This window comes from Sphingomonas sp. P3_C5 (assembly GCF_056402635.1).
Genome location: NZ_JBFUHA010000003.1, coordinates 39,679 through 58,581, shown reverse-complemented (window position 1 = coordinate 58,581; position 18,903 = coordinate 39,679). Strand labels below are relative to the sequence as shown.

Genomic DNA, 18,903 nt, shown 5'->3' with positions numbered 1-18,903 from the left:
CGCGAGAACCTCCCGATCGGGGAGATCCTGTCATGCTCAAGCCGATCGCTATCGCTACCCTCATTGCGGGTACGCTCGACATCCTGTCCGCCGTCGTCTTCTCCATCATGGGCGGCTCGACGCCAATCCGCATGCTGCAGTCGGTCGCAAGCGGTCCGTTCGGCGACGTAGCGCTTGCCAACACAAGCTATGCCGCCGCCGGCCTGATCGTCCATTTCGCGATCATGGCGTGCATGGTGACCGCCTATATGGTCGCGGCGCGACAATGGCGGCTGCTGCCCGATCGCCCGATCCTCGCCGGAGCCCTGTACGGCATCCTCTTGTGGCTGGTGATGTACTGGATCGTGCTGCCCCTGCGCTTTCATATATCCCATCCAAGCCAGCTGGTTCCGATCGCCAAGCAGCTGTTCAGCCACATCATCCTGGTCGGTATCCCGATCGGCCTCGTCGCCAGGCGCTATCTGCGATCGCAGGGCCCGGCCCAATGAGCCCGGCCCGGTGAGCCCGACGGGCTATTCGGGCACCCCGCTCGCAAACAAGCTTGGGCTGAAGCCCGGCATGCGCGCCTGGTTCCTCGACATGCCCGACAGCGTCCGCGCCGAGATCGGTTGCGATACGCTCGGCCTGAGCGAACAGCGCGCGCCCTCGGCTGGGATCGAGGCGGCGCATATCTTCGTCACCCGGCGCGAGGCGCTCGTCGGCCACATCGAGGCGTTGCGCCAGCTTCTTGCGCCGGCAGGCTTTGTCTGGGTCTCCTGGCCGAAAAAGGCGGCGAAGACCGATACCGACATCACTGAGGACGTCATCCGCGAAGTCGCGCTGCCGACCGGCCTTGTCGACATCAAGGTGTGCGCAGTCGATGAGACATGGTCCGGATTGAAACTGGTGATCCGAAAGGCGCTGAGGGCATCATAGACCGCACCCGTAACGACCTATATCTTGCCCTGGACATTCAGGAGCAAGTCGATGGAGTCGCGCTACTCGGGCAAGGCGGTCACCCGCGCGATCATCATCGCGACGGTGATCGCCGGCACGCTCGATATCCTCTCCGCCTTTGCCTATGCGATCATGGCCGGTGGAACGCCGCTCGGGGTGTTGAGCGGCATCGGCAGCGCAATCGTCGACCGCGAGGCGTTCGCTGACCCCTATGCGCTGCCGGCGATCGGCCTGGCACTCCATTTCGGCATCATGCTGGTGATGGCGAGCGTCTATCTGCTGGTGGCATCGCGCATTTCGCTGCTCAATCGCCTCCCGGTGCTGAGCGGCATCATCTATGGTCTCATACTGTGGGGCGTGATGTACTGGATCGTCCTTCCACAGCGTTGGCCGACCATGTTCCCGGTCGATCCCCGCCTCGATCCCAAGGGTTTCGCCGAGGATCTGTTCAGCCATATCATGCTTGTCGGTATCCCGATCGCCCTCGTTGCGAAGTCGGCGACGCGCTGGCGGTTCACGTCTGACTATTAAGTGATTGCGCCCCTCCCCGCCGCTTCCTAGTCCCGGAGCATGGCGGAAGGGCATGAGATGACGATCGATCCACCGGCTGCCGCGCCCGACCGGATTGCGACGCTGGACGTGATCCGCGGCGTCGCGGTGATGGGCATCCTCATCATGAATATCACTGCCTTCGCGATGCCCGAGGCAGCCTATACCAACCCGGCGGCTTATGGCGGCCACAATGGCATTGATCTGGCGGTCTGGGCGTTCAACGTCGTCTTCATCGACGGCAAGATGCGCGGGCTGTTCTCCTTCCTGTTCGGCGCCTCGATGCTGCTGGTGATCGAGCGGGCGACCGCCAAGGACGAGAGTCCGGCGCGGGTGCATTTCTCGCGGATGGTCTGGTTGTTCCTGTTCGGCGAGGCGCATCTCATCCTGTTGTGGTGGGGCGATATCCTCAACCATTATGCGCTGATCGGCTGCATCGCCTGGTTTTTCCGCGAGCTGCCGGCATACAAGCTGGTCGCGATTGCAATCATCATGATCGCGATGGAGGTCACGCTGGTGGCGGGGCTGCCGTTCGATGTGCACAGCGCTGAGGTCGCAATGCATGCAGCGCACCCGGCTGCGGCCGCGATCAGCCACTACAACGAGTTCCAGCTCCATTTCGGCACGCCGACCGCCGCAGCACTGCGCGATGACCTCGCACTTCACCGTGGCGCTTATGCTCCCATGCTGGCCGACAGGCTGCAGCATGCGCTCGGCTCGACCCAAGGGAGCTTCCTGTTCGTCGGGTTCGAGACGCTGGGCTATATGCTGCTTGGCATGGCGTGCCTCAAATCGGGGATGTTAACCGGGGAATGGAGCCGCGGCCAATATCGCCGCTGGGTCGCGATCGGCTTCGGCACCGGCGTCCCAGCCTTTGCCGCTCTTGCCTTTTACGTCGCTCATAGCGGCTTCGATCTGCTCCCGGTCGTGATCGGGTCTATCGTCCTGCCCACCCTGTTCCGCCCGCTGATGATCATCGGCTGGGCCTGTCTGGTCATCCTGCTCGCCCGGCCCGGCGCGCTCACCACGCGAATCGCCGCCGCGGGACGGATGGCCTTCACCAACTATCTCGGCACGACGATCCTCTGCACCGCATTATTCTACGGCTATGGGTTCGGCCTGTACGGCCACCTCTCGCGCGCAGAGCTTTATCCGGTCGTGTTCGCCATCTGGGGGCTGGTGTTGCTCTGGTCAAAGCCCTGGCTCGAGCATTTTCGCTATGGCCCGTTCGAATGGCTGTGGCGCTCGCTGGCCCGGCTGCGCCTTCAGCCGATCCGTGGTGGCGCAATAGCCACGGCGTGATTCTTCTTGCGAGTGATCCGCATTAGGTCTTGCGAACAGTTCGCATTAGCCCTAGGCATTGCGAACGCGAGGGAGTTTCCATGGTCGTCTGCATCTGCAATGCCATTCGTGAACGCGATGTCCGTGAAGCCGCACGCGGCGGCGCACGGAGCGCCTGCCAGGCTTATCGTGCGCTTGGCCGCCAGCCCAAATGCGGCCAGTGCGTGCCGTTCGCGCGCGCGATCATCGAGGAAGAGCGTGCGGTTGCGTAGCGTTCGCAAGGCCTGAACACCGCAGTTTTCTGCCCTTTTTCAGCTGTCCTACACGCCGTCGCTGCGCTAGCTTGACCGCGAATGGAGACGTGAAATGAAGGGCGACCCCAAGGTCATCGACTTCCTGAACGAGGCGCTCAAGAACGAGCTGACCGCGATCAACCAATATTGGCTGCACTACCGCCTGTTCGATCATTGGGGCGTGCGCAAACTCGCTGAATTCGAGAAGCACGAATCGATCGACGAGATGAAGCATGCCGACATGCTGTCGGAGCGGATCCTGTTCCTCGATGGCCTGCCCAATTTCCAGCTGCTCGGGCGGCTCCGCATCGGCGAATCGGTCGAGGAAGTGCTGAAGGCCGATCTGGCGCTCGAGATGGAGGCGTTGCCGTTGCTGCGCGACGCGATCGAGCATTGCGAAAAGGTGCGCGACTATATCAGCCGCGACCTGTTCCGCCGCATCCTCGACAGCGAGGAAGAGCATGTCGACACGCTCGAGCGCCAGTTCGAGATGATCGAGCGCATGGGCATCGCGAATTATGTCCAGCTGCAGAGTAAGGCAGCTGACGAGGACGGGTGAGCTGACTTGTTCAAGCCCCTCCCCTTCAGGGGWGGGGTTGGGGTGGGGCAGTGCCTCAAGCAATGTCGCGGCCGGGACAGAGTCCCCCACCCCCTCCCCTGAAGGGGAGGGGCTTTAGCCGCCCATCCGGCCGGAGAAATCCAGCGTCCGCGGTGTGACCCAGCCATAGTGATAATTCAGCAGGAAGATCGCGAACGCCACCGTGGCAACGATCGTCACGCGAAAGGCGATCCGGCCCACACGGAATTCGTGCGGCGCGCTTTCGGCCTGCCCCGGCACGCGCTCTACCCCGGCCTCATCGGCTGTCTTCACGCCGAACGGCAGCACGAAGAACACCGAAAAGGCCCAGAACAGAAAGTAGATCGCGACCAGGGAATACCAGCGCATCGGTATCAGGCCTCGATCAGCAGCACATCGACGATCGGCTTCTTGCCAGTCCAGCGCGTAGCGACGCGGCGCGTGGCGAGGCGAATGCTTTCACGCAGTTTGTCGCGGTCACGCCCGCCCTCGCGGGTCGCGTCTGCGACCGCAACGAGCGTCTCGTCCATGAAGGGATCACGGTCTTCCTCGACCGGAATGCCCTGCAGCCGCACCTGGGGCTGGCCGAGCATCTTGCCGGCACGATCGATCGCGACCGCGACCGAGATCTGGCCGTTGAGCGCGAGCTTGCGCCGCTCATTGATGGTGCCGCCGTCACCGGGCAGGATCACATCGCCGTCAAGCACCAGCCGGCCGACCTGGGCATGGCCGAGCTTCTCGGGCGCGCCCGGTGCGAGGCGGACGATGTCGCCATTGGTCTGCACCAGCGCGCGCGGAATGCCCTCGGACAGGCCGAAGCGCGCCTGCTCCATCAGGTGCCGCATCTCGCCATGCACCGGCATCAGGACTTCAGGCCTGATCCAGCGGTACATCGCCGCAAGCTCGGGCCGGCCGGGATGCCCCGACACATGGACATGCGCCTGGCGCTCAGTGATCATCTCGACCCCCTTGGTGGCGAGCTGGTTCTGGATGCGGCCGATCGCGACTTCGTTGCCCGGGATCTGCTTCGACGAGAAGACGACGGTGTCGCCGGCATCGAGACTGATCGGATGCGAGCCTGAAGCGACGCGCGCCAGCGCGGCACGTTCCTCGCCCTGGCCGCCGGTTGCGACGATCAGGATCTTGTTGCGCGGCAGCCGCATCGCGACCTCGGGCTCAACTGTCTCGGGGAAGTCCTTGAGATATCCGGTCGCGCGGGCGACCTTGAGAATGCGGTCGAGCGAGCGGCCGGCGACGCAAAGCTTGCGCCCCGTTTCCTTCGCGACCTGGCCCAGCGTGTGGAGTCGCGCCGCGTTCGACGCGAAGGTGGTGACGAGCACCCGGCCCCTGGCCTTGGCGATCACCTCGGACAGTCCGACGCGGACATCGGCCTCGGAACCCGAAGCCTCTGTGTTGAACACATTGGTCGAATCGCAGACCAAAGCGAGCACGCCCTCGTCGCCGATAATATCGAGCTGTTCGGGGCTGGTCGGCGCACCGAGCACCGGCGCGGCGTCGAGCTTCCAGTCGCCGGTGTGGAACACGCGGCCATAGGGCGTGTCGATCAGCAGCGCATTGGCCTCGGGGATCGAGTGCGACAGCGGCACGAAGGTCACGCCGAAGGGGCCGGCGTCGAAGGAATCGCCAGGCTGGATGACGTTGAGGCGAACGCGATTGGCGTTGCCCTCTTCCTCCAGCTTGCCGCGGATCAGGCCGGCGGTGAACGGCGTCGCATAAAGCGGCACGCCGAGATCCTCGGCGAGATAGGGGAGCGCGCCGATATGGTCTTCATGGCCATGGGTCAGCACGATGCCGAGCAGATTGTCGAGCTGCTCCTCGATAAAGGCGAGATCGGGCAGGATCACGTCGATTCCGGGATATTGGGGATCGGCAAAGGTGATGCCGCAATCGACCATCAGCCACTTGCCCTGGCAGCCATAGAGATTGACGTTCATGCCAATCTCACCGGAGCCGCCAAGGGCAACGAAAAGGAGTTCTTTTTTGGGAGTCACGTTCTGTTTGGTACTTTCAAAAATTGGGTCACCCATGCCGAAGCAGGGCCTGATCTCTGTCGCTACGGGCGCTACGCCGGCTCAGGGGAGATATGGGTCCCTGCTCATACAGGGATGACGATTAACGTATGATATGGGCCCGATCCCACAACATCGCCAGCCCCTGAATAGTCAGGTCCGGCTCGATATGGTCGAAAACATCAGTCTGTTTCTCGAAAAGCGACGCAAGGCCGCCGGTTGCGATTACCTTTACGGGCCGGCCGACCTCAGCCTTCATCCGCGCCACCAGGCCCTCGATCATCGCGATATAGCCCCAGTAAATGCCGATATGCATCTGGCTGACGGTGTCGCGGCCGATCACGCTGGTGTTGTCCGGCGCCTCGATCGCGATGCGCGGCAGCTTGGCAGCCGCGGTGACCAGCGCGTCAAGCGACAGGTTGATGCCGGGCGCGATGATGCCGCCTTTATAGGCGCCCTTGAAATCAGTCAGGTCGAAAGTGGTCGCCGTGCCGAAATCGATCGTGATCAGGTCGCCCTGGTAGAGCGCATGCGCCGCGATCATCGTGACGGCGCGATCGGCGCCGAGCGCATGGGGCTCCTCGACATCGAGCTGCATGCCCCATTCGACCGGCGGCTGGCCGGCGATCAGCGGCTCGCCGCCGAAATATTTCCGGGCGAGCGTCTGGAGGTTGTGGAGCGCGCGCGGCACCACCGTGGCGATGATCACGCCGGTCACCTGCTTGCGGTCATAGCCTTCGAGGCTCAGCAGCTGGCTGAGCCACACGGCATATTCGTCGGCGGTGCGGCGCGGGTCGGTCGCGATGCGCCAGCGCGCCTTGATGGCGCCGCCTTCAATCAGCGCGAAGACCACATTGGTGTTGCCGGCATCGATCGCGAGCAGCATGGCAGGCCTGTACCTTCGTTCGTCAGATCAGGAAAACATCGGCGGCGTGAATGACACGGCTGGTGCCGTCCGCCAAGCGCAGGATGAGCGCACCCTCGCTATCAAGGCCGGAGAACAGGCCGTCGATTGCGCTGCCATCGGGAAGCCGTGCGGTAAGCGCGGTACCGATCGGGTGGGCCCGGTCGAGCCAGCGGGTGCGGATCGGGGCAAGGCCTTCGTTGCGCCAGATCGAGAGCCAGCGTTCGAAAGCGGCGGCGAGGGTTTCGAGGAAGTTGGCCGGATCGGGAGCTACGCCTTGCGCGGCGAGGCTGGTGGCGGGGCGTTCGAGGTTTTCGGGGTGGCGGGCAAGGTTTACGCCGATGCCGATCACTACCGCATCATCGGCGCGTTCGAGGAGGATGCCGGAGAGCTTGGCGCCGTCGAGGAGAAGATCGTTTGGCCATTTGATCACTGGTCCTCCACGAGGACTCGGGAACGACGGGAGATAAGCCCGCACCACCTCTTCGAGCGCAATCGCGGCAACCAGCGCCAAGGTTGCGGCCTGGGGATCGATTGCCCTCAACCGCACCAGAGTGCTCGCATAGAGGTTCCCCTCGGGCGACCGCCACTCTCGGCCCTGCCGCCCACGTCCACCGGTCTGACGCTCAGCGCGGAGCCACAAGCCCTCCTCAGCGCCGCTGCGCGCAAGCATCAGCATGTCGGCATTGGTCGAGCCCGTCTCGACGACGGTGCGGATCGTGTGCGTCAGAACAGCGCCTTGGCGGCGACCAACGTCCAGGCACCGAGCGGGGCGAGCAGGAGCCAGCCAATGGGGGAAACGAACACTGCCGCCGCGGTCGTGAGGCCGCCTTCGACGATGCTGCGCTCGCTATCGAAGGCCGGGGCCGGCTCGTCGATATACATCACCTTGACCACCCGCAGGTAATAATAAGTGCTGATCACCGATGCCACGAAGCCAGCCACTGCAAGCCAGAACAGGCCGGCGCTGACCGCAGCGTTGAACACCGCCAATTTGGCGTTGAAGCCGAGCAGCGGCGGAATGCCCGCGAGCGAGAACATGAAGATCGCCATCGCCAGGGCAAGAAGCGGTCGGGTGCGCGAGAGGCCGGCGAGGCTCGCAATGGTTTCGACCGGCTCGCCGTCCTGATCCCGCATCTGGAGGACGACCAGGAAGCTGCCGAGCGTCATGACGACATAGATCGTCATGTAGAACAGCACTGAAGCAACGCCCGCCTGCGTGCCGGCAGCGAGGCCGACCAGCGCGAAACCGACATTGTTGATGGAGCTGTAGGCGAGCAGCCGCTTGATGTTGCTCTGGCCGATCGCCGCCACGCCACCGAAGATGATCGAGGCGAGTGACGCGAAGATCACGATCTGGCGCCACTGGTCAGTCGCCGGGCCCATCGCTTCGACTGCCACGCGCACCGCCATCGCCATCGCCGCCACCTTGGGAGCCGAGGCGAAGAAGGCGGTGACCGGCGTCGGCGCGCCCTCATAGACGTCGGGCGTCCACATGTGGAACGGAACCGCGCTGATCTTGAAGGCGAGGCCGGCAAAGACGAACACCAGCCCGAAGGTCAGGCCGAGCGAATGGCCGGCGCCATAAGCAGTCGCGATCGAGGAGAAGAGGGTCGTGCCGCTGAACCCGTACACAAGGCTGATGCCGTAAAGCAGGATACCGCTCGCGAGCGCACCGAGCACGAAATATTTGAGGCCGGCTTCAGCCGAGCGCGTGTCGCGCCGCATGAAACTCGCCAGCACATAGGCGGCCAGGCTCTGCAGCTCGAGGCCGACATAGAGCGTCAGCAGATCGCCCGCCGAAACCATCATCCCCATGCCGACCGCCGAAAGCAGGATTAGCACTGGATATTCGGGGCGCAGATCGTCGCCAGCGCTGCGCTGGAAGAAGCGTGGGGCGATCAGGATCGAGACGGCAGCCGCGCCGTAGATCAGCACCTTGGAGAAGGCAGCGAAGCGATCGGCATGGTAAAGGCCGTTGAACGCGTCTCCGCCGGTGGAAGCGGCGCCATATAAGGAGATCGTCGCGCCCAGGAGCACAGCGACTGCAGTCCAGGAAACGGCCTTGGTCGAGGCCTGTCCGCCCCATGCGGCGACCAGCATCAGAACCAACGCGCCGATCGTCAGCACGTCTTCGGGCAGCGTCATGAGCAACGATGCGATCATTTCGTCGCCTCCCCGTGCGTGTTGGGGATAACGTGCTTGCCCGGTGTCGGCAGCGAATCTCCGGCGGGTGCGGCGCGGGCAACGCGCGCGACCAGCGTGCCGACATCGCCGCGCATCGGCGCGAGGAAGCTCTCGGGATAGACGCCCATCCACAGCACCACCGCCGCGATCGGCGCGAGCAGCGCGACTTCGCGGAGCGAGAGATCAGGCATTGCGCGAACGTCATCCTTGGTGAGATCGCCGAATACGACGCGGCGGTAGAGATAGAGCATGTACGCGGCACCGAGGATGATGCCCGTCGTGCAGAGCAGGGTGATGGTGGTCGAGACCTGATAGGTGCCGGCGAGGCTCAGGAATTCGCCCACGAACCCGCTCGTGCCGGGCAGGCCTACCGAGGCCATGGTGAAGAGCATGAACAGCAGCGCGTAACGCGGCATGTTGATCGCGAGGCCGCCATAGCGGCTAATCTCGCGAGTGTGCAGCCGATCATAGATGACGCCGACGCACAGGAAGAGCGCACCCGAGACCAGGCCGTGGCTGAGCATCACCACCATCGCGCCTTCCACACCCTGGCGGTTGAACGCGAACAGGCCGATCGTGACGATCGCCATATGCGCGACCGAGGAATAGGCGATCAGCTTCTTCATGTCGCTCTGCACCAGCGCGACCAGCGAGGTGTAGATCACCGCGACCGCCGACAGGCCGAACACAAGCCAGGCGAGCTGGGCCGAGGCTTCCGGGAACATCGGCAGCGAGAAGCGCAGGAAGCCGTATCCGCCAAGCTTCAACAGCACGCCGGCCAGGATGACCGAGCCCGCGGTCGGTGCCTGGACGTGCGCGTCGGGAAGCCAGGTATGGACCGGCCACATCGGCATCTTCACTGCGAAGGAGGCGAAGAAGGCAAGCCATAGCCAGGTCTGCGCATGGACCGGGAAATCGGTGTTGAGCAGGACCGGAATGCTCGTCGTGCCGGCGAACTGCACCATCCACAACATCGCGATCAGCATCAGGACCGAGCCGAGCAGCGTGTAGAGGAAGAATTTGTAGCTGGCGTAAATCCGGTTCGCGCCACCCCAGATGCCGATGATCAGATACATCGGGATCAGGCCGGCCTCGAAGAAGATGTAGAACAGGAACAGATCCTGCGCCGCGAAGGTGCCGATCATCAGCATCTCGGTGACGAGGAAGGCGGCCATATATTCCTGGACGCGCTTCTCGATCGCGACCCAGCTCGCGCCGATGCAGATCGGCATCAGGAACACGCTGAGCATGATCAGCATCAGCGCGAAGCCGTCTATGCCGAGCGACCAGCCGAACACGCCGAACAGATGCTCGTGCTGCTCGCCGAACTGCCATTGCGGGCCGCCGATATCGAACTTGGCCCAGAGGCAGATGCCGAGGACGAGGTCGGCCAGCGTCGCGAGCAGCGCGACCCAGCGCGCGGTATTCGCGCTGACGAAATAGCAGACGATCGCGGCGACCGCCGGAACCGCGAGCATGACCGAAAGGATTGGGAAGCCGGTCATTTGGCGCTCACGTAAATCGCCCAGGTCACCACGCCGGTCAGGCCGAGCAGCATCACAAAGGCATAGGTATAGACATAGCCGGTCTGGACCCGGCCAGCGACGCGCGAGCCGAGCGCGACCACCCAGGCCGAGCCGTTGGGCCCGAAGCGGTCGATCGTCTTCTCGTCGCCGCGGTGCCAGAACAGGCGGCCGATCGCAAAGGCGGGGCGGACGAAGAGCAGGTCGTACAGCTCGTCGAAATACCATTTGTTGAGCAGGAAATCATAGACGACGCGGAACTGCTCGACGACGGCAGCGGGCAAGCCGGGCGAACGGATATACATCACCCAGGCGGTCCACAGCCCGACGAGCATGGCGATCGTGGCGGAAAGCTTCACTCCGAGCGGCACCTCGTGCACAGCGTGCATCAAGTGCTCGCGGAAGGCGATGCTGCCCTTCCAATAAGCCTCGCCCGCGGTCGGATCGATGAAATAGCCGTGGAAGGCGAAACCGGCTGCGACCGCACCGATCGACAGCAGGATCAGCGGCACAAGGATCGTCAGCGGGCTCTCATGCGGGTGGTAGCCGCCGGTGCCGTCACCATGAGCGTGCGGATGGTCGTCATGGCCATGGGCTGCATGGTCGTCATGATGATCATCATGCCCGTGCGCATCGTGCAGAGCGTGCTGGATATGCTCGGACTGCGTCCAGCGCGGCTTGCCCCAGAAGGTCAGGAACATCAGCCGCCAGGAATAGAAGCTGGTCAGCAGCGCAACGATCATGCCGACGATCGATGCGCCCGATTGGCCCGAAGCCCAGGCAGCCTCGATGATCGCGTCCTTCGAGTGGAAGCCCGCGAAACCGATCGCCATGGTGTTGCCGAACACGGCGGGAACGCCGACGCCGGTAATCGCCAGCGTGCCCGCCATCATGCCCCAGAAGGTGACCGGAATGCGTTTCCGAAGGCCGCCATAATAGCGCATGTCCTGCTCATGGTGCATCGCGTGGATCACCGAGCCGGCGCCGAGGAACAACAGCGCCTTGAAAAAGGCGTGCGTGAAGAGGTGGAACATCGCAGCGCCATAGGCACCGCAGCCAGCCGCGAAGAACATGTAGCCGAGCTGTGAGCAGGTCGAATAAGCGATGACACGCTTGATGTCGGTCTGCACCAGACCGACGGTCGCGGCGAAGAAGCAGGTCGCTGCGCCGACCGTCATCACCACGCTGAGCGCGAACGGGCTGGTCTCGAACATCGGCGAGAGGCGGCAGACCATGAACACGCCAGCCGTCACCATCGTCGCGGCATGGATCAGCGCTGAGACCGGGGTCGGGCCTTCCATCGCGTCGGGGAGCCAGGTGTGGAGGCCGAGCTGGGCCGATTTGCCCATCGCGCCGACGAACAGGAGCAGGCAGAGGATCGTCATCGTGTCGAAGCGGTGGCCGAGAAAGCCGATGGTCGAGCCGGCCATGCCGGGCGCGGCATGAAGGATGTCGGGGATCGAGACGGTGCCGAACACAAGATAGGTGCCGAAGATGCCGAGCATGAAGCCGAGATCGCCGACGCGGTTGACGACGAAGGCCTTGATCGCGGCGGCATTGGCGCTCGGCTTCTTGAACCAGAAGCCGATCAGCAGATAGGAAGCGAGACCCACGCCTTCCCAGCCGAAGAACATCTGGACGAGGTTGTTCGCCGTCACCAGCATCAGCATCGCGAAGGTGAAGAGCGAGAGATAGGCGAAGAAACGCGGCTGATCCGGATCCTCCTCCATATAGCCCCAGCTATAGAGATGGACGAGCGCCGAGACCGAGGTGATGACGACAAGCATCACCGCCGTCAGCGCATCGACGCGGAGCGCCCATGCGACCTGGAGATCGCCTGAATGGATCCAGTCGAGCACCGGTGCAATCGTCGGTTCGCCGCCGCCGAGATAGTGGATGAAGATCGGCCAGCTGAGCGCGCACGACGCGAACAGCGCGCCGGTGGTCAGCACCTTGGCGACGGTGTTGCCGAGCAGGCGATTGCCGAGCCCTGCGATGATGGCCGCGAGCAGCGGCAGGAAGACGATGAGGAGGATCAAGAAATTACCCCTTCATCCGGTTGACGTCGTCGACCGAAATCGTGCCGCGTCCGCGGAAATAGATGACCAATATGGCAAGCCCAATCGCCGCCTCGCCCGCAGCGACGGTCAATACGAACATCGCGAACACCTGCCCGACCAGATCGTGGAGATAGGCCGAGAAGGCGACCAGGTTGAGATTGACGCTGAGCAGGATCAGCTCGATCGCCATCAGCATGACGATGAGGTTCTTGCGGTTGGCGACGACGCCGAGCACGCCAAGCGCAAACAGAATCGCAGCGACGACCAGATAATGCGTCAGGCCGATCACAGCTCGATCCCCTGTCCGACGCCGGGCTGGGTGTTGCGGGTCGCATCCTGCGGCCGGCGCGACACCTGACGGTTGATGTTCTGCGGCCGGGTGCCGCCACGCTCGCGGTGAGTCAGCACGATCGCTCCGATCATCGCGACGAGCAGCACGAGACCGGCGCCTTCGAAGATGAAGAGATAGCGGGTGTAGAGCAGATTGCCGATCGCCTGGATGTTCGGGATCGCCTTGGCAGCATCGGTCGGCGCGATTCGGCGGCTCAGTTCGATCGCGCCCGCACTATAGGCACCGATGCCGATAATGATCTCGGCCGCGAGCCCCACCGCCAGCGCCATGCCGATCGGCAGATATTTGGCGAAGCCGCTGCGCAGTTCGGCGAAATCGATGTTGAGCATCATCACCACGAACAGGAACAGCACTGCGACCGCGCCGACATAAACGATGATCAGCAGCATCGCGATGAACTCGGCGCCGAGCAGCACCATCAGCCCCGCCGCGTTGAAAAAGGCGAGGATCAGCCACAGCACCGCATGCACGGGGTTGCGCGCGGTGATCGTCAGCGCGCCGCTGATGATCACCATGGCGGCGAAGAGGTAAAAGGCGATAGCTTGGATCACGAAATCTGGGTGCCCCTCGGATTCGGCTGGCGCTTAACGGTACGGTGCATCGGCGGCAAGGTTCGCGGCGATCGCGCGCTCCCAGCGATCGCCGTTATCGAGCAATTTCGCCTTGTCGTAGATCAGCTCCTCGCGCGTTTCGGTCGAGAATTCGAAATTCGGCCCCTCGACCACCGCATCGACCGGGCAGGCTTCCTGGCACAGGCCGCAATAGATGCACTTGGTCATGTCGATATCGTAGCGCGTGGTGCGACGGCTGCCGTCATCGCGCGGTTCGGCCTCAATGGTGATCGCCTGGGCCGGACACACCGCCTCGCAGAGCTTGCACGCGATGCAGCGCTCTTCGCCGTTCGGATAACGGCGCAGCGCGTGCTCGCCGCGGAAGCGGGGGGAGATCGGGTTCTTCTCGTACGGATAGTTGATCGTCGCCTTCGCCTTGAAGAAATACTTCAAGGTCAGCGCGTGGGCCTTGATGAATTCCCACAGGGTGTAGGATTTGATGATCTGAGCGAGGCTCATGATGGAACTCCAACGCGGGTCAGCATCAGGAAACCGGACACCAGGAACACCCAGAACAGCGACAGCGGCAGGAAGATCTTCCAGCCGAGGCGCATCAGCTGGTCGTAGCGGTAGCGCGGGACGGTCGCCTTCACCCAGCTGAACAGGAAGAAGAAGAAGCCCATCTTCAGGAACAGCCAGAGGATGCCCGGGACCCAGTACAGGATCGGGATATCGAGCGGCGGGAGCCAGCCGCCCCAGAAGAGCGTCGCGTTGAGCGCACACATCAGGATGACGTTGGCATATTCGCCGAGCCAGAAGAGCGCGAAGCTCATCGAGGAATATTCGGTCTGGTAGCCGGCGACGAGCTCGCTCTCCGCCTCGGTCAGATCGAACGGCGCGCGCTGCGTCTCGGCGAGCGAGGAGATGAAGAACACGATTGCCATCGGGAACAGCAGCGGATTGAAGATGAAGCCGTTGGCGAAACCGTAGAGCCCCTTCTGCGCGAGCACGATCGTCGAGAGGTTGAAGCTGCCCGACCAGAGCACGACCGAGATCAGCACGAAGCCGATCGCGACTTCATAGCTCACCATTTGCGCTGCGGCGCGGATCGCGGAGAAGAAGGGGTATTTCGAGTTGGACGACCAGCCCGCCAGGATGATGCCGTAAACGCCGAGCGACGAGGCAGCGAGGACGTAGAGCAGGCCGACATTGATGTCCGCCAGCACCACGCCCGCCTGGAACGGCACCACCGCCCAGACGATCAGCGCAACCGTGAAGGTGATGATCGGCGCGAGCAGGAACAGGCCCTTGTTCGCACTCGACGGGATTATGGTTTCCTGCAGAAACACCTTCAGGCCATCCGCGAAGCTCTGCAACAGGCCGAACGGACCGACCACGTTGGGTCCGCGCCGCAGCGCCATCGCCGCCCAGATCTTGCGATCGACATAGATGATCATGGCGACCGCGAGCATCAGCGGCAGCGCGATGACGAGGATGCCGATGATGGTGGCGAGGAACCATGCCCAGCCATATTCCATGCCGTGAGAGGTGAAGAAGGCGGTCATTTCAGTGCTGCCTCAGCTGAGGACAACATAGGCGACGGCAATGCCGATGCCGACCAGCACAACGAGCAGGCAGGCGAGCTGGACACGCCAGGGAAGAAAGTCGAACACCCAGTCCGACAAGAACGATAACATAACGCCATCACTCCGCTGCCTCTGCGAATTCTTCGCCGTGGAGGATTTCAGCCGAGCAGCGCTGCATCGTCGGGCTTGCCCGACAGATGGCGTTGGTCAGGTAGAAATCCTTGATCGGATAGACGACCTCGCCCTCACCCTTCGCATCGAGCGACGGGGCGTTCCAGGCAAAGCTCTTCAGCCCAAGCGTTGCGAGGTCGGGCGTATCGACACCCATCGCCGCACGCAGCTCTTCGATCGTGTCGAAGGGCAGGGTCTTGCCCAGCACCGCGGAAAGCGCTCGCAGGATCGTCCAGTCCTCGCGCGCATCGCCAGGCGGGAACACCGCACGCTCGCCGCGCTGAACGCGACCCTCGAGATTGACCCAGGTGCCCGACTTCTCCGCATAGCTCGCGCCCGGCAGCACAACGTCGGCGGCCGCCGCACCCTTGTCGCCGTGATGGCCGATATAGACCTTGAAGCTCTTTGCGAACTTCGAGAAATCCACCTCGTCAGCGCCGAGGAAGAAGGTCAGCTTCGGCTTGGCGGCGACGATATCGGCAATGCCGCCCTTCTGCGCGAGGCCGAGCATCAGCCCGCCCACCCGGGATGCAGCCATATGCACGACGTTGAAGCCGTTCCAGCCATCACGGACCAGCTTGAGCGACTTGGCGAGCTTCAGCGCGGCGCCGTGCCCGCCCTTCAATGCCCCGCCGCCGACGATCACCATCGGCCGCTCGGCATTCTTGAAGGCGTCCGCCGCGCCCTTTGGCAGCTTGCCGAGCAGGCCCAGATCATTGCCGAGCCACTCGACCTTGTAGGTCAGATCGACCTCGGGGCCGATCGCGAAGACCTTGGCGCCCTTCTTGATCGCCTTGCGGATCCGCGTGTTCACCAGCGGCGCTTCCCAGCGCAGATTGGTGCCAACCAGCAGGATCGCGTCAGCCTTTTCGGCGCCCGCGATCGTGGTGTTGAAATTGACCGCGGCAAGGCTGGAGGTGTCGTAGTCCATGCCGGTCTGGCGGCCCTCAATCAGGGTCGAGCCCATCGACGCGAGCAGCGCCTTGGCTGCATAGAGCGTCTCGCATTCGACCAGGTCGCCGTGGACCGCAGCGATGCTCGAGCCCGCCTTTACCGCGGCAATCGCCGCGAACGCCTCATCCCAGCTCGCCTCGACTAGACGGCCATCCCTGCGCACGAACGGGCGGTCGAGCCGGCGCCGCACTAGGCCGTCGACAGCGTGGCGCGTCTTGTCGGTCGCCCACTCCTCGTTCACATCCTCGTTGATCACGGGCAGGCAGCGCAGCACTTGGCGGCCACGGCTGTCGAGCCGGATATTGGTGCCGACCGCGTCCATCACGTCGATGGTCAGCGTCTTCTTCAGCTCCCAGGGACGCGCTTCGAAGGCATAGGGCTTTGAAGTCAGCGCACCGACCGGGCAGAGATCGACGACATTGCCCGAAAGCTCGCTCGTCACCGCGCTTTCGAGATAGGAGGTGATCTGCATGTCCTCGCCACGCCCGACCGCGCCGATCTCTTCGACCCCGGCGACTTCCTCGGCAAAGCGGATGCAGCGCGTGCACTGGATGCACCGCGTCATCACCGTCTTGACGATCGGCCCCATATATTTCTCGGTGACCGCGCGCTTATTCTCGTCATAGCGCGAATGGCCGCGGCCATAAGCCAGGCTCTGGTCCTGAAGGTCGCACTCGCCGCCCTGATCGCAGATCGGGCAATCGAGCGGATGGTTGATCAGCAGGAATTCCATCACGCCTTCGCGCGCATTCTTCACCATGGGGCTGTTGGTGAAGACCTCCTGATTGTCAGCAGCCGGCAGCGCGCAGCTCGCCTGGGGCTTGGGCGGCCCCGGCTTCACCTCGACAAGGCACATCCGGCAATTGCCGGCGATCGACAGCCGCTCATGATAGCAGAAGCGCGGGATCTCCTTGCCGGCAAGCTCGCACGCCTGCAGCACAGTGGCGCCCTGCGGCACCTCGATCTCGACACCATCGACTTTAAGCTTGGGCATTTATCGCTTACCTCCGGCGATATCACCGCCCCGCACCCTGAAAAGACCCTCGGCGACCATGCCGTGGATCGTCACGCGATCAAACCTGACCTTCCGTCCGTTGCTGCACGCGTTGAGGATTGGAAGAAAAGCATTGATGGCGCGGGTTTCGCCCTCGGAACGCCATCCCGAGCGCACGAGGCGATCGGCCGCTGCGGTATCCCGGGCGGCGGCGCACTGCGCGACGGCATATCCGGCCGACCCGGGTGAAAGCAGCCATTGCGGATTGTTCGAGGGGATCGCCGCCCCAACAGGCACGTCACTGCGGAACGACCGCAGGTATAAAGCTTCTGCGATCGCGCCACGCCAAGTGACGGTGGGAGCCTTTGTTACCCTTTGTGCTCCGAAGCAAAGGACACCATGGTCCAGCAAAGAAACAACCGCCTGATCTGCAGCGGACGTCCCGGGCTCGGCTGATACTACAGTGATCGCGCGGGCGTGTTCGCCGCGGACGAGGCACCTGGCGGCGTCAGCAAGCAAACGCTCGGTCCTTGCCCCTTTAATCATTTCGGGTGGCCCATCGATTTGCGCGTTCGCGGCACTTCCAACCGCCATCGAGAACGAGAGCGAAGCGAAACCGAGCATCGCGGCATGACGAGGCAAAAACCGGCGCATTATTCCGCCGCTTCCATCATCGGGGCGAGGTCGCCCCCGCGCTCCTTGATCCGCCGCTCCAGCTCGGGCCGAAAATGGCGGATCAGGCCCTGGATCGGCCATGCCGCCGCGTCGCCGAGCGCGCAGATGGTGTGGCCTTCGATTTGCTTGGTCACCTGCTGCAGGGTGTCGATCTCGGAGACATCGGCATCGCCGGTGCGCAGCCGCTCCATGACCCGCCACATCCAGCCGGTGCCCTCGCGACACGGCGTGCACTGGCCGCAGCTCTCATGCTTGTAGAAATAGGAGATGCGGCTGATCGCGCGAACGATGTCCGTCGACTTATCCATGACGATCACCGCAGCGGTGCCGAGGCCCGAGCCGACCGCCTTCAGGCCGTCGAAATCCATCGCGCAGTCCATGATCTGCGCCGCCGGGACCAGCGGCACCGAGGAGCCGCCCGGGATCACCGCGAGCAGATTGTCCCAGCCGCCGCGGATGCCGCCGCAATGTTTGTCGATCAGCTCGCGGAACGGGATGCTCATCGCTTCCTCGACCACGCAGGGCTTGTTCACATGGCCGCTGATCTGGAACAGCTTGGTGCCGCGATTGCCCTCGGCCCCGAACGAGGCGAACCATTCGGCGCCGCGCCGCAGGATGGTCGGCGCGACTGCGATCGACTCGACGTTGTTGACCGTGGTCGGCATGCCGTAAAGGCCCGCGCCCGCCGGGAACGGCGGCTTCAGCCGCGGCTGGCCCTTCTTGCCTTCGAGGCTCTCAAGCATCGCGGTCTCTTCGCCGCAGATATAGGCGCCCGCGCCACGGTGGACGAAGACGTCGAAATCATAGCCCGATCCGCTGGCGTTCTTGCCGATCAGGCCGGCGCCATACGCTTCGGCAACCGCCGCGGAGAGAACCTCCGCCTCGCGGATATATTCGCCGCGGATATAGATGTACGCGGCGCGCGCGCGCATCGCATAGCCCGCGATAAGCGCACCCTCGATCAGCTTGTGCGGATCGTGCCGCATGATCTCGCGATCCTTGCAGCTGCCCGGCTCGGATTCATCGGCGTTGATGACGAGGAAGCTGGGACGATCCGGCTTGGGCTCCTTGGGCATGAAGCTCCACTTCATGCCGGTCGGGAAACCCGCGCCGCCGCGCCCGCGCAGGCCCGACGCCTTGATCAGATCGATGATCGCGTCCTGGCCCTTGGCCATCAGGTCCTTGGTATTATCCCAATCGCCACGCGCACGCGACGCCGCCAGGTCCCAGGATTGGAACCCGTAGACATTGGTGAAGATACGATCCTTGTCGGCGAGCAT

The 18,903-nt window shown here is 63.6% G+C and carries 20 protein-coding genes; 6 read left to right on the top strand and 14 right to left on the bottom strand.

The annotated features are described in order from the left end of the window. Positions 1–32 precede the first annotated feature (32 nt). From AC1DVS_RS09090 to bfr, 6 genes are all read left to right on the top strand, one after another. On the top strand, positions 33–488 hold the full coding sequence (locus AC1DVS_RS09090) for a hypothetical protein (RefSeq protein ID WP_478022230.1): 456 nt from the start codon (positions 33–35) through the stop codon (positions 486–488). Between the two features lie 10 nt (positions 489–498). Next, complete coding sequence (locus tag AC1DVS_RS09085; protein ID WP_478022228.1) at positions 499–915, top strand: DUF3052 family protein; 417 nt, start codon at positions 499–501, stop codon at positions 913–915. 51 nt (positions 916–966) lie between these two features. Further along, complete coding sequence (locus tag AC1DVS_RS09080; protein ID WP_478022226.1) at positions 967–1,467, top strand: hypothetical protein; 501 nt, start codon at positions 967–969, stop codon at positions 1,465–1,467. Positions 1,468–1,506: 39 nt separating this feature from the next. Beyond that, entirely contained in the window at positions 1,507–2,787 is a 1,281-nt protein-coding gene (locus tag AC1DVS_RS09075; protein WP_478022225.1) for a DUF418 domain-containing protein, read from the top strand. An 80-nt stretch (positions 2,788–2,867) separates the two neighbouring features. Then, a complete protein-coding gene (locus AC1DVS_RS09070) occupies positions 2,868–3,038 on the top strand; it encodes a (2Fe-2S)-binding protein (protein ID WP_478022223.1) in 171 nt (56 codons plus the stop codon). A 94-nt stretch (positions 3,039–3,132) separates the two neighbouring features. Then, complete coding sequence (gene bfr / locus AC1DVS_RS09065; protein ID WP_478022221.1) at positions 3,133–3,618, top strand: bacterioferritin; 486 nt, start codon at positions 3,133–3,135, stop codon at positions 3,616–3,618. 114 nt (positions 3,619–3,732) lie between these two features. On the opposite strand, the gene AC1DVS_RS09060 is transcribed toward bfr, so the two are convergent. The 14 genes from AC1DVS_RS09060 to nuoF form a co-directional block, all read right to left on the bottom strand. Further along, the gene (locus AC1DVS_RS09060) at positions 3,733–4,005 is read right to left on the bottom strand and encodes a DUF1467 family protein (RefSeq protein WP_478022219.1); all 273 of its coding nucleotides are present in this window, start codon (positions 4,003–4,005) and stop codon (positions 3,733–3,735) included. A gap of 5 nt (positions 4,006–4,010) precedes the next feature. Then, entirely contained in the window at positions 4,011–5,648 is a 1,638-nt protein-coding gene (locus AC1DVS_RS09055) for a ribonuclease J (RefSeq protein ID WP_478022217.1), read from the bottom strand. Between the two features lie 121 nt (positions 5,649–5,769). Further along, positions 5,770–6,552 (bottom strand): type III pantothenate kinase, encoded by a 783-nt coding sequence (locus tag AC1DVS_RS09050; protein WP_478022215.1) that lies wholly within the window; start codon positions 6,550–6,552, stop codon positions 5,770–5,772. A 22-nt stretch (positions 6,553–6,574) separates the two neighbouring features. Continuing rightward, a complete protein-coding gene (locus tag AC1DVS_RS09045) occupies positions 6,575–7,288 on the bottom strand; it encodes a biotin--[acetyl-CoA-carboxylase] ligase (protein WP_478023008.1) in 714 nt (237 codons plus the stop codon). Between the two features lie 8 nt (positions 7,289–7,296). Further along, on the bottom strand, positions 7,297–8,736 hold the full coding sequence (gene nuoN / locus AC1DVS_RS09040) for an NADH-quinone oxidoreductase subunit NuoN (protein WP_478022213.1): 1,440 nt from the start codon (positions 8,734–8,736) through the stop codon (positions 7,297–7,299). Beyond that, positions 8,733–10,262 carry an NADH-quinone oxidoreductase subunit M gene (locus AC1DVS_RS09035; protein ID WP_478022211.1) on the bottom strand — a complete coding sequence of 510 codons (1,530 nt, stop codon included), beginning with the start codon at positions 10,260–10,262 and terminating at the stop codon, positions 8,733–8,735. The genes nuoN and AC1DVS_RS09035 overlap by 4 nt, the downstream gene beginning before the upstream one ends. After that, the gene (gene nuoL / locus AC1DVS_RS09030; RefSeq protein ID WP_478022209.1) at positions 10,259–12,319 is read right to left on the bottom strand and encodes an NADH-quinone oxidoreductase subunit L; all 2,061 of its coding nucleotides are present in this window, start codon (positions 12,317–12,319) and stop codon (positions 10,259–10,261) included. Before nuoL ends, AC1DVS_RS09035 begins: the two co-directional genes overlap by 4 nt. A 4-nt stretch (positions 12,320–12,323) precedes the next feature. Next, entirely contained in the window at positions 12,324–12,629 is a 306-nt protein-coding gene (gene nuoK, locus AC1DVS_RS09025) for an NADH-quinone oxidoreductase subunit NuoK (protein WP_478022207.1), read from the bottom strand. Beyond that, entirely contained in the window at positions 12,626–13,243 is a 618-nt protein-coding gene (locus AC1DVS_RS09020; protein WP_478022205.1) for an NADH-quinone oxidoreductase subunit J, read from the bottom strand. The genes nuoK and AC1DVS_RS09020 overlap by 4 nt, the downstream gene beginning before the upstream one ends. A gap of 33 nt (positions 13,244–13,276) precedes the next feature. Next, a complete protein-coding gene (gene nuoI, locus AC1DVS_RS09015) occupies positions 13,277–13,762 on the bottom strand; it encodes an NADH-quinone oxidoreductase subunit NuoI (protein WP_478022203.1) in 486 nt (161 codons plus the stop codon). After that, positions 13,759–14,808: an NADH-quinone oxidoreductase subunit NuoH gene (gene nuoH / locus AC1DVS_RS09010; protein ID WP_478022201.1), complete on the bottom strand. Its 1,050-nt coding sequence runs from the start codon at positions 14,806–14,808 to the stop codon at positions 13,759–13,761. The genes nuoI and nuoH overlap by 4 nt, the downstream gene beginning before the upstream one ends. 139 nt (positions 14,809–14,947) lie before the next feature. Further along, complete coding sequence (nuoG, locus tag AC1DVS_RS09005; RefSeq protein WP_478022199.1) at positions 14,948–16,948, bottom strand: NADH-quinone oxidoreductase subunit NuoG; 2,001 nt, start codon at positions 16,946–16,948, stop codon at positions 14,948–14,950. Next, positions 16,949–17,602, bottom strand: a complete 654-nt coding sequence (locus AC1DVS_RS09000) for a hypothetical protein (protein ID WP_478022197.1) — start codon at positions 17,600–17,602, stop codon at positions 16,949–16,951. It lies immediately after the preceding gene. Continuing rightward, positions 17,602–18,903, bottom strand: coding sequence for an NADH-quinone oxidoreductase subunit NuoF (nuoF, locus tag AC1DVS_RS08995; protein WP_478022195.1), 1,302 nt, complete (start codon positions 18,901–18,903; stop codon positions 17,602–17,604). Before nuoF ends, AC1DVS_RS09000 begins: the two co-directional genes overlap by 1 nt.

Bases quoted from the DNA above. Each gene is read 5' to 3' on its own strand.
- AC1DVS_RS09090 (WP_478022230.1), top strand. From the start codon at position 33: ATGCTCAAGCCGATCGCTATCGCTACCCTCATTGCGGGTACGCTCGAC.
- AC1DVS_RS09080 (WP_478022226.1), top strand. From the start codon at position 967: ATGGAGTCGCGCTACTCGGGCAAGGCGGTCACCCGCGCGATCATCATC.
- AC1DVS_RS09075 (WP_478022225.1), top strand. From the start codon at position 1,507: ATGGCGGAAGGGCATGAGATGACGATCGATCCACCGGCTGCCGCGCCC.
- AC1DVS_RS09070 (WP_478022223.1), top strand. From the start codon at position 2,868: ATGGTCGTCTGCATCTGCAATGCCATTCGTGAACGCGATGTCCGTGAA.
- bfr (WP_478022221.1), top strand. From the start codon at position 3,133: ATGAAGGGCGACCCCAAGGTCATCGACTTCCTGAACGAGGCGCTCAAG.
- AC1DVS_RS09060 (WP_478022219.1), bottom strand. From the start codon at position 4,005: ATGCGCTGGTATTCCCTGGTCGCGATCTACTTTCTGTTCTGGGCCTTT.
- AC1DVS_RS09050 (WP_478022215.1), bottom strand. From the start codon at position 6,552: ATGCTGCTCGCGATCGATGCCGGCAACACCAATGTGGTCTTCGCGCTG.
- nuoN (WP_478022213.1), bottom strand. From the start codon at position 8,736: ATGATCGCATCGTTGCTCATGACGCTGCCCGAAGACGTGCTGACGATC.
- AC1DVS_RS09035 (WP_478022211.1), bottom strand. From the start codon at position 10,262: ATGACCGGCTTCCCAATCCTTTCGGTCATGCTCGCGGTTCCGGCGGTC.
- nuoI (WP_478022203.1), bottom strand. From the start codon at position 13,762: ATGAGCCTCGCTCAGATCATCAAATCCTACACCCTGTGGGAATTCATC.
- nuoH (WP_478022201.1), bottom strand. From the start codon at position 14,808: ATGACCGCCTTCTTCACCTCTCACGGCATGGAATATGGCTGGGCATGG.
- nuoG (WP_478022199.1), bottom strand. From the start codon at position 16,948: ATGCCCAAGCTTAAAGTCGATGGTGTCGAGATCGAGGTGCCGCAGGGC.
- AC1DVS_RS09000 (WP_478022197.1), bottom strand. From the start codon at position 17,602: ATGCGCCGGTTTTTGCCTCGTCATGCCGCGATGCTCGGTTTCGCTTCG.
- nuoF (WP_478022195.1), bottom strand. From the start codon at position 18,903: ATGCTCGCCGACAAGGATCGTATCTTCACCAATGTCTACGGGTTCCAA.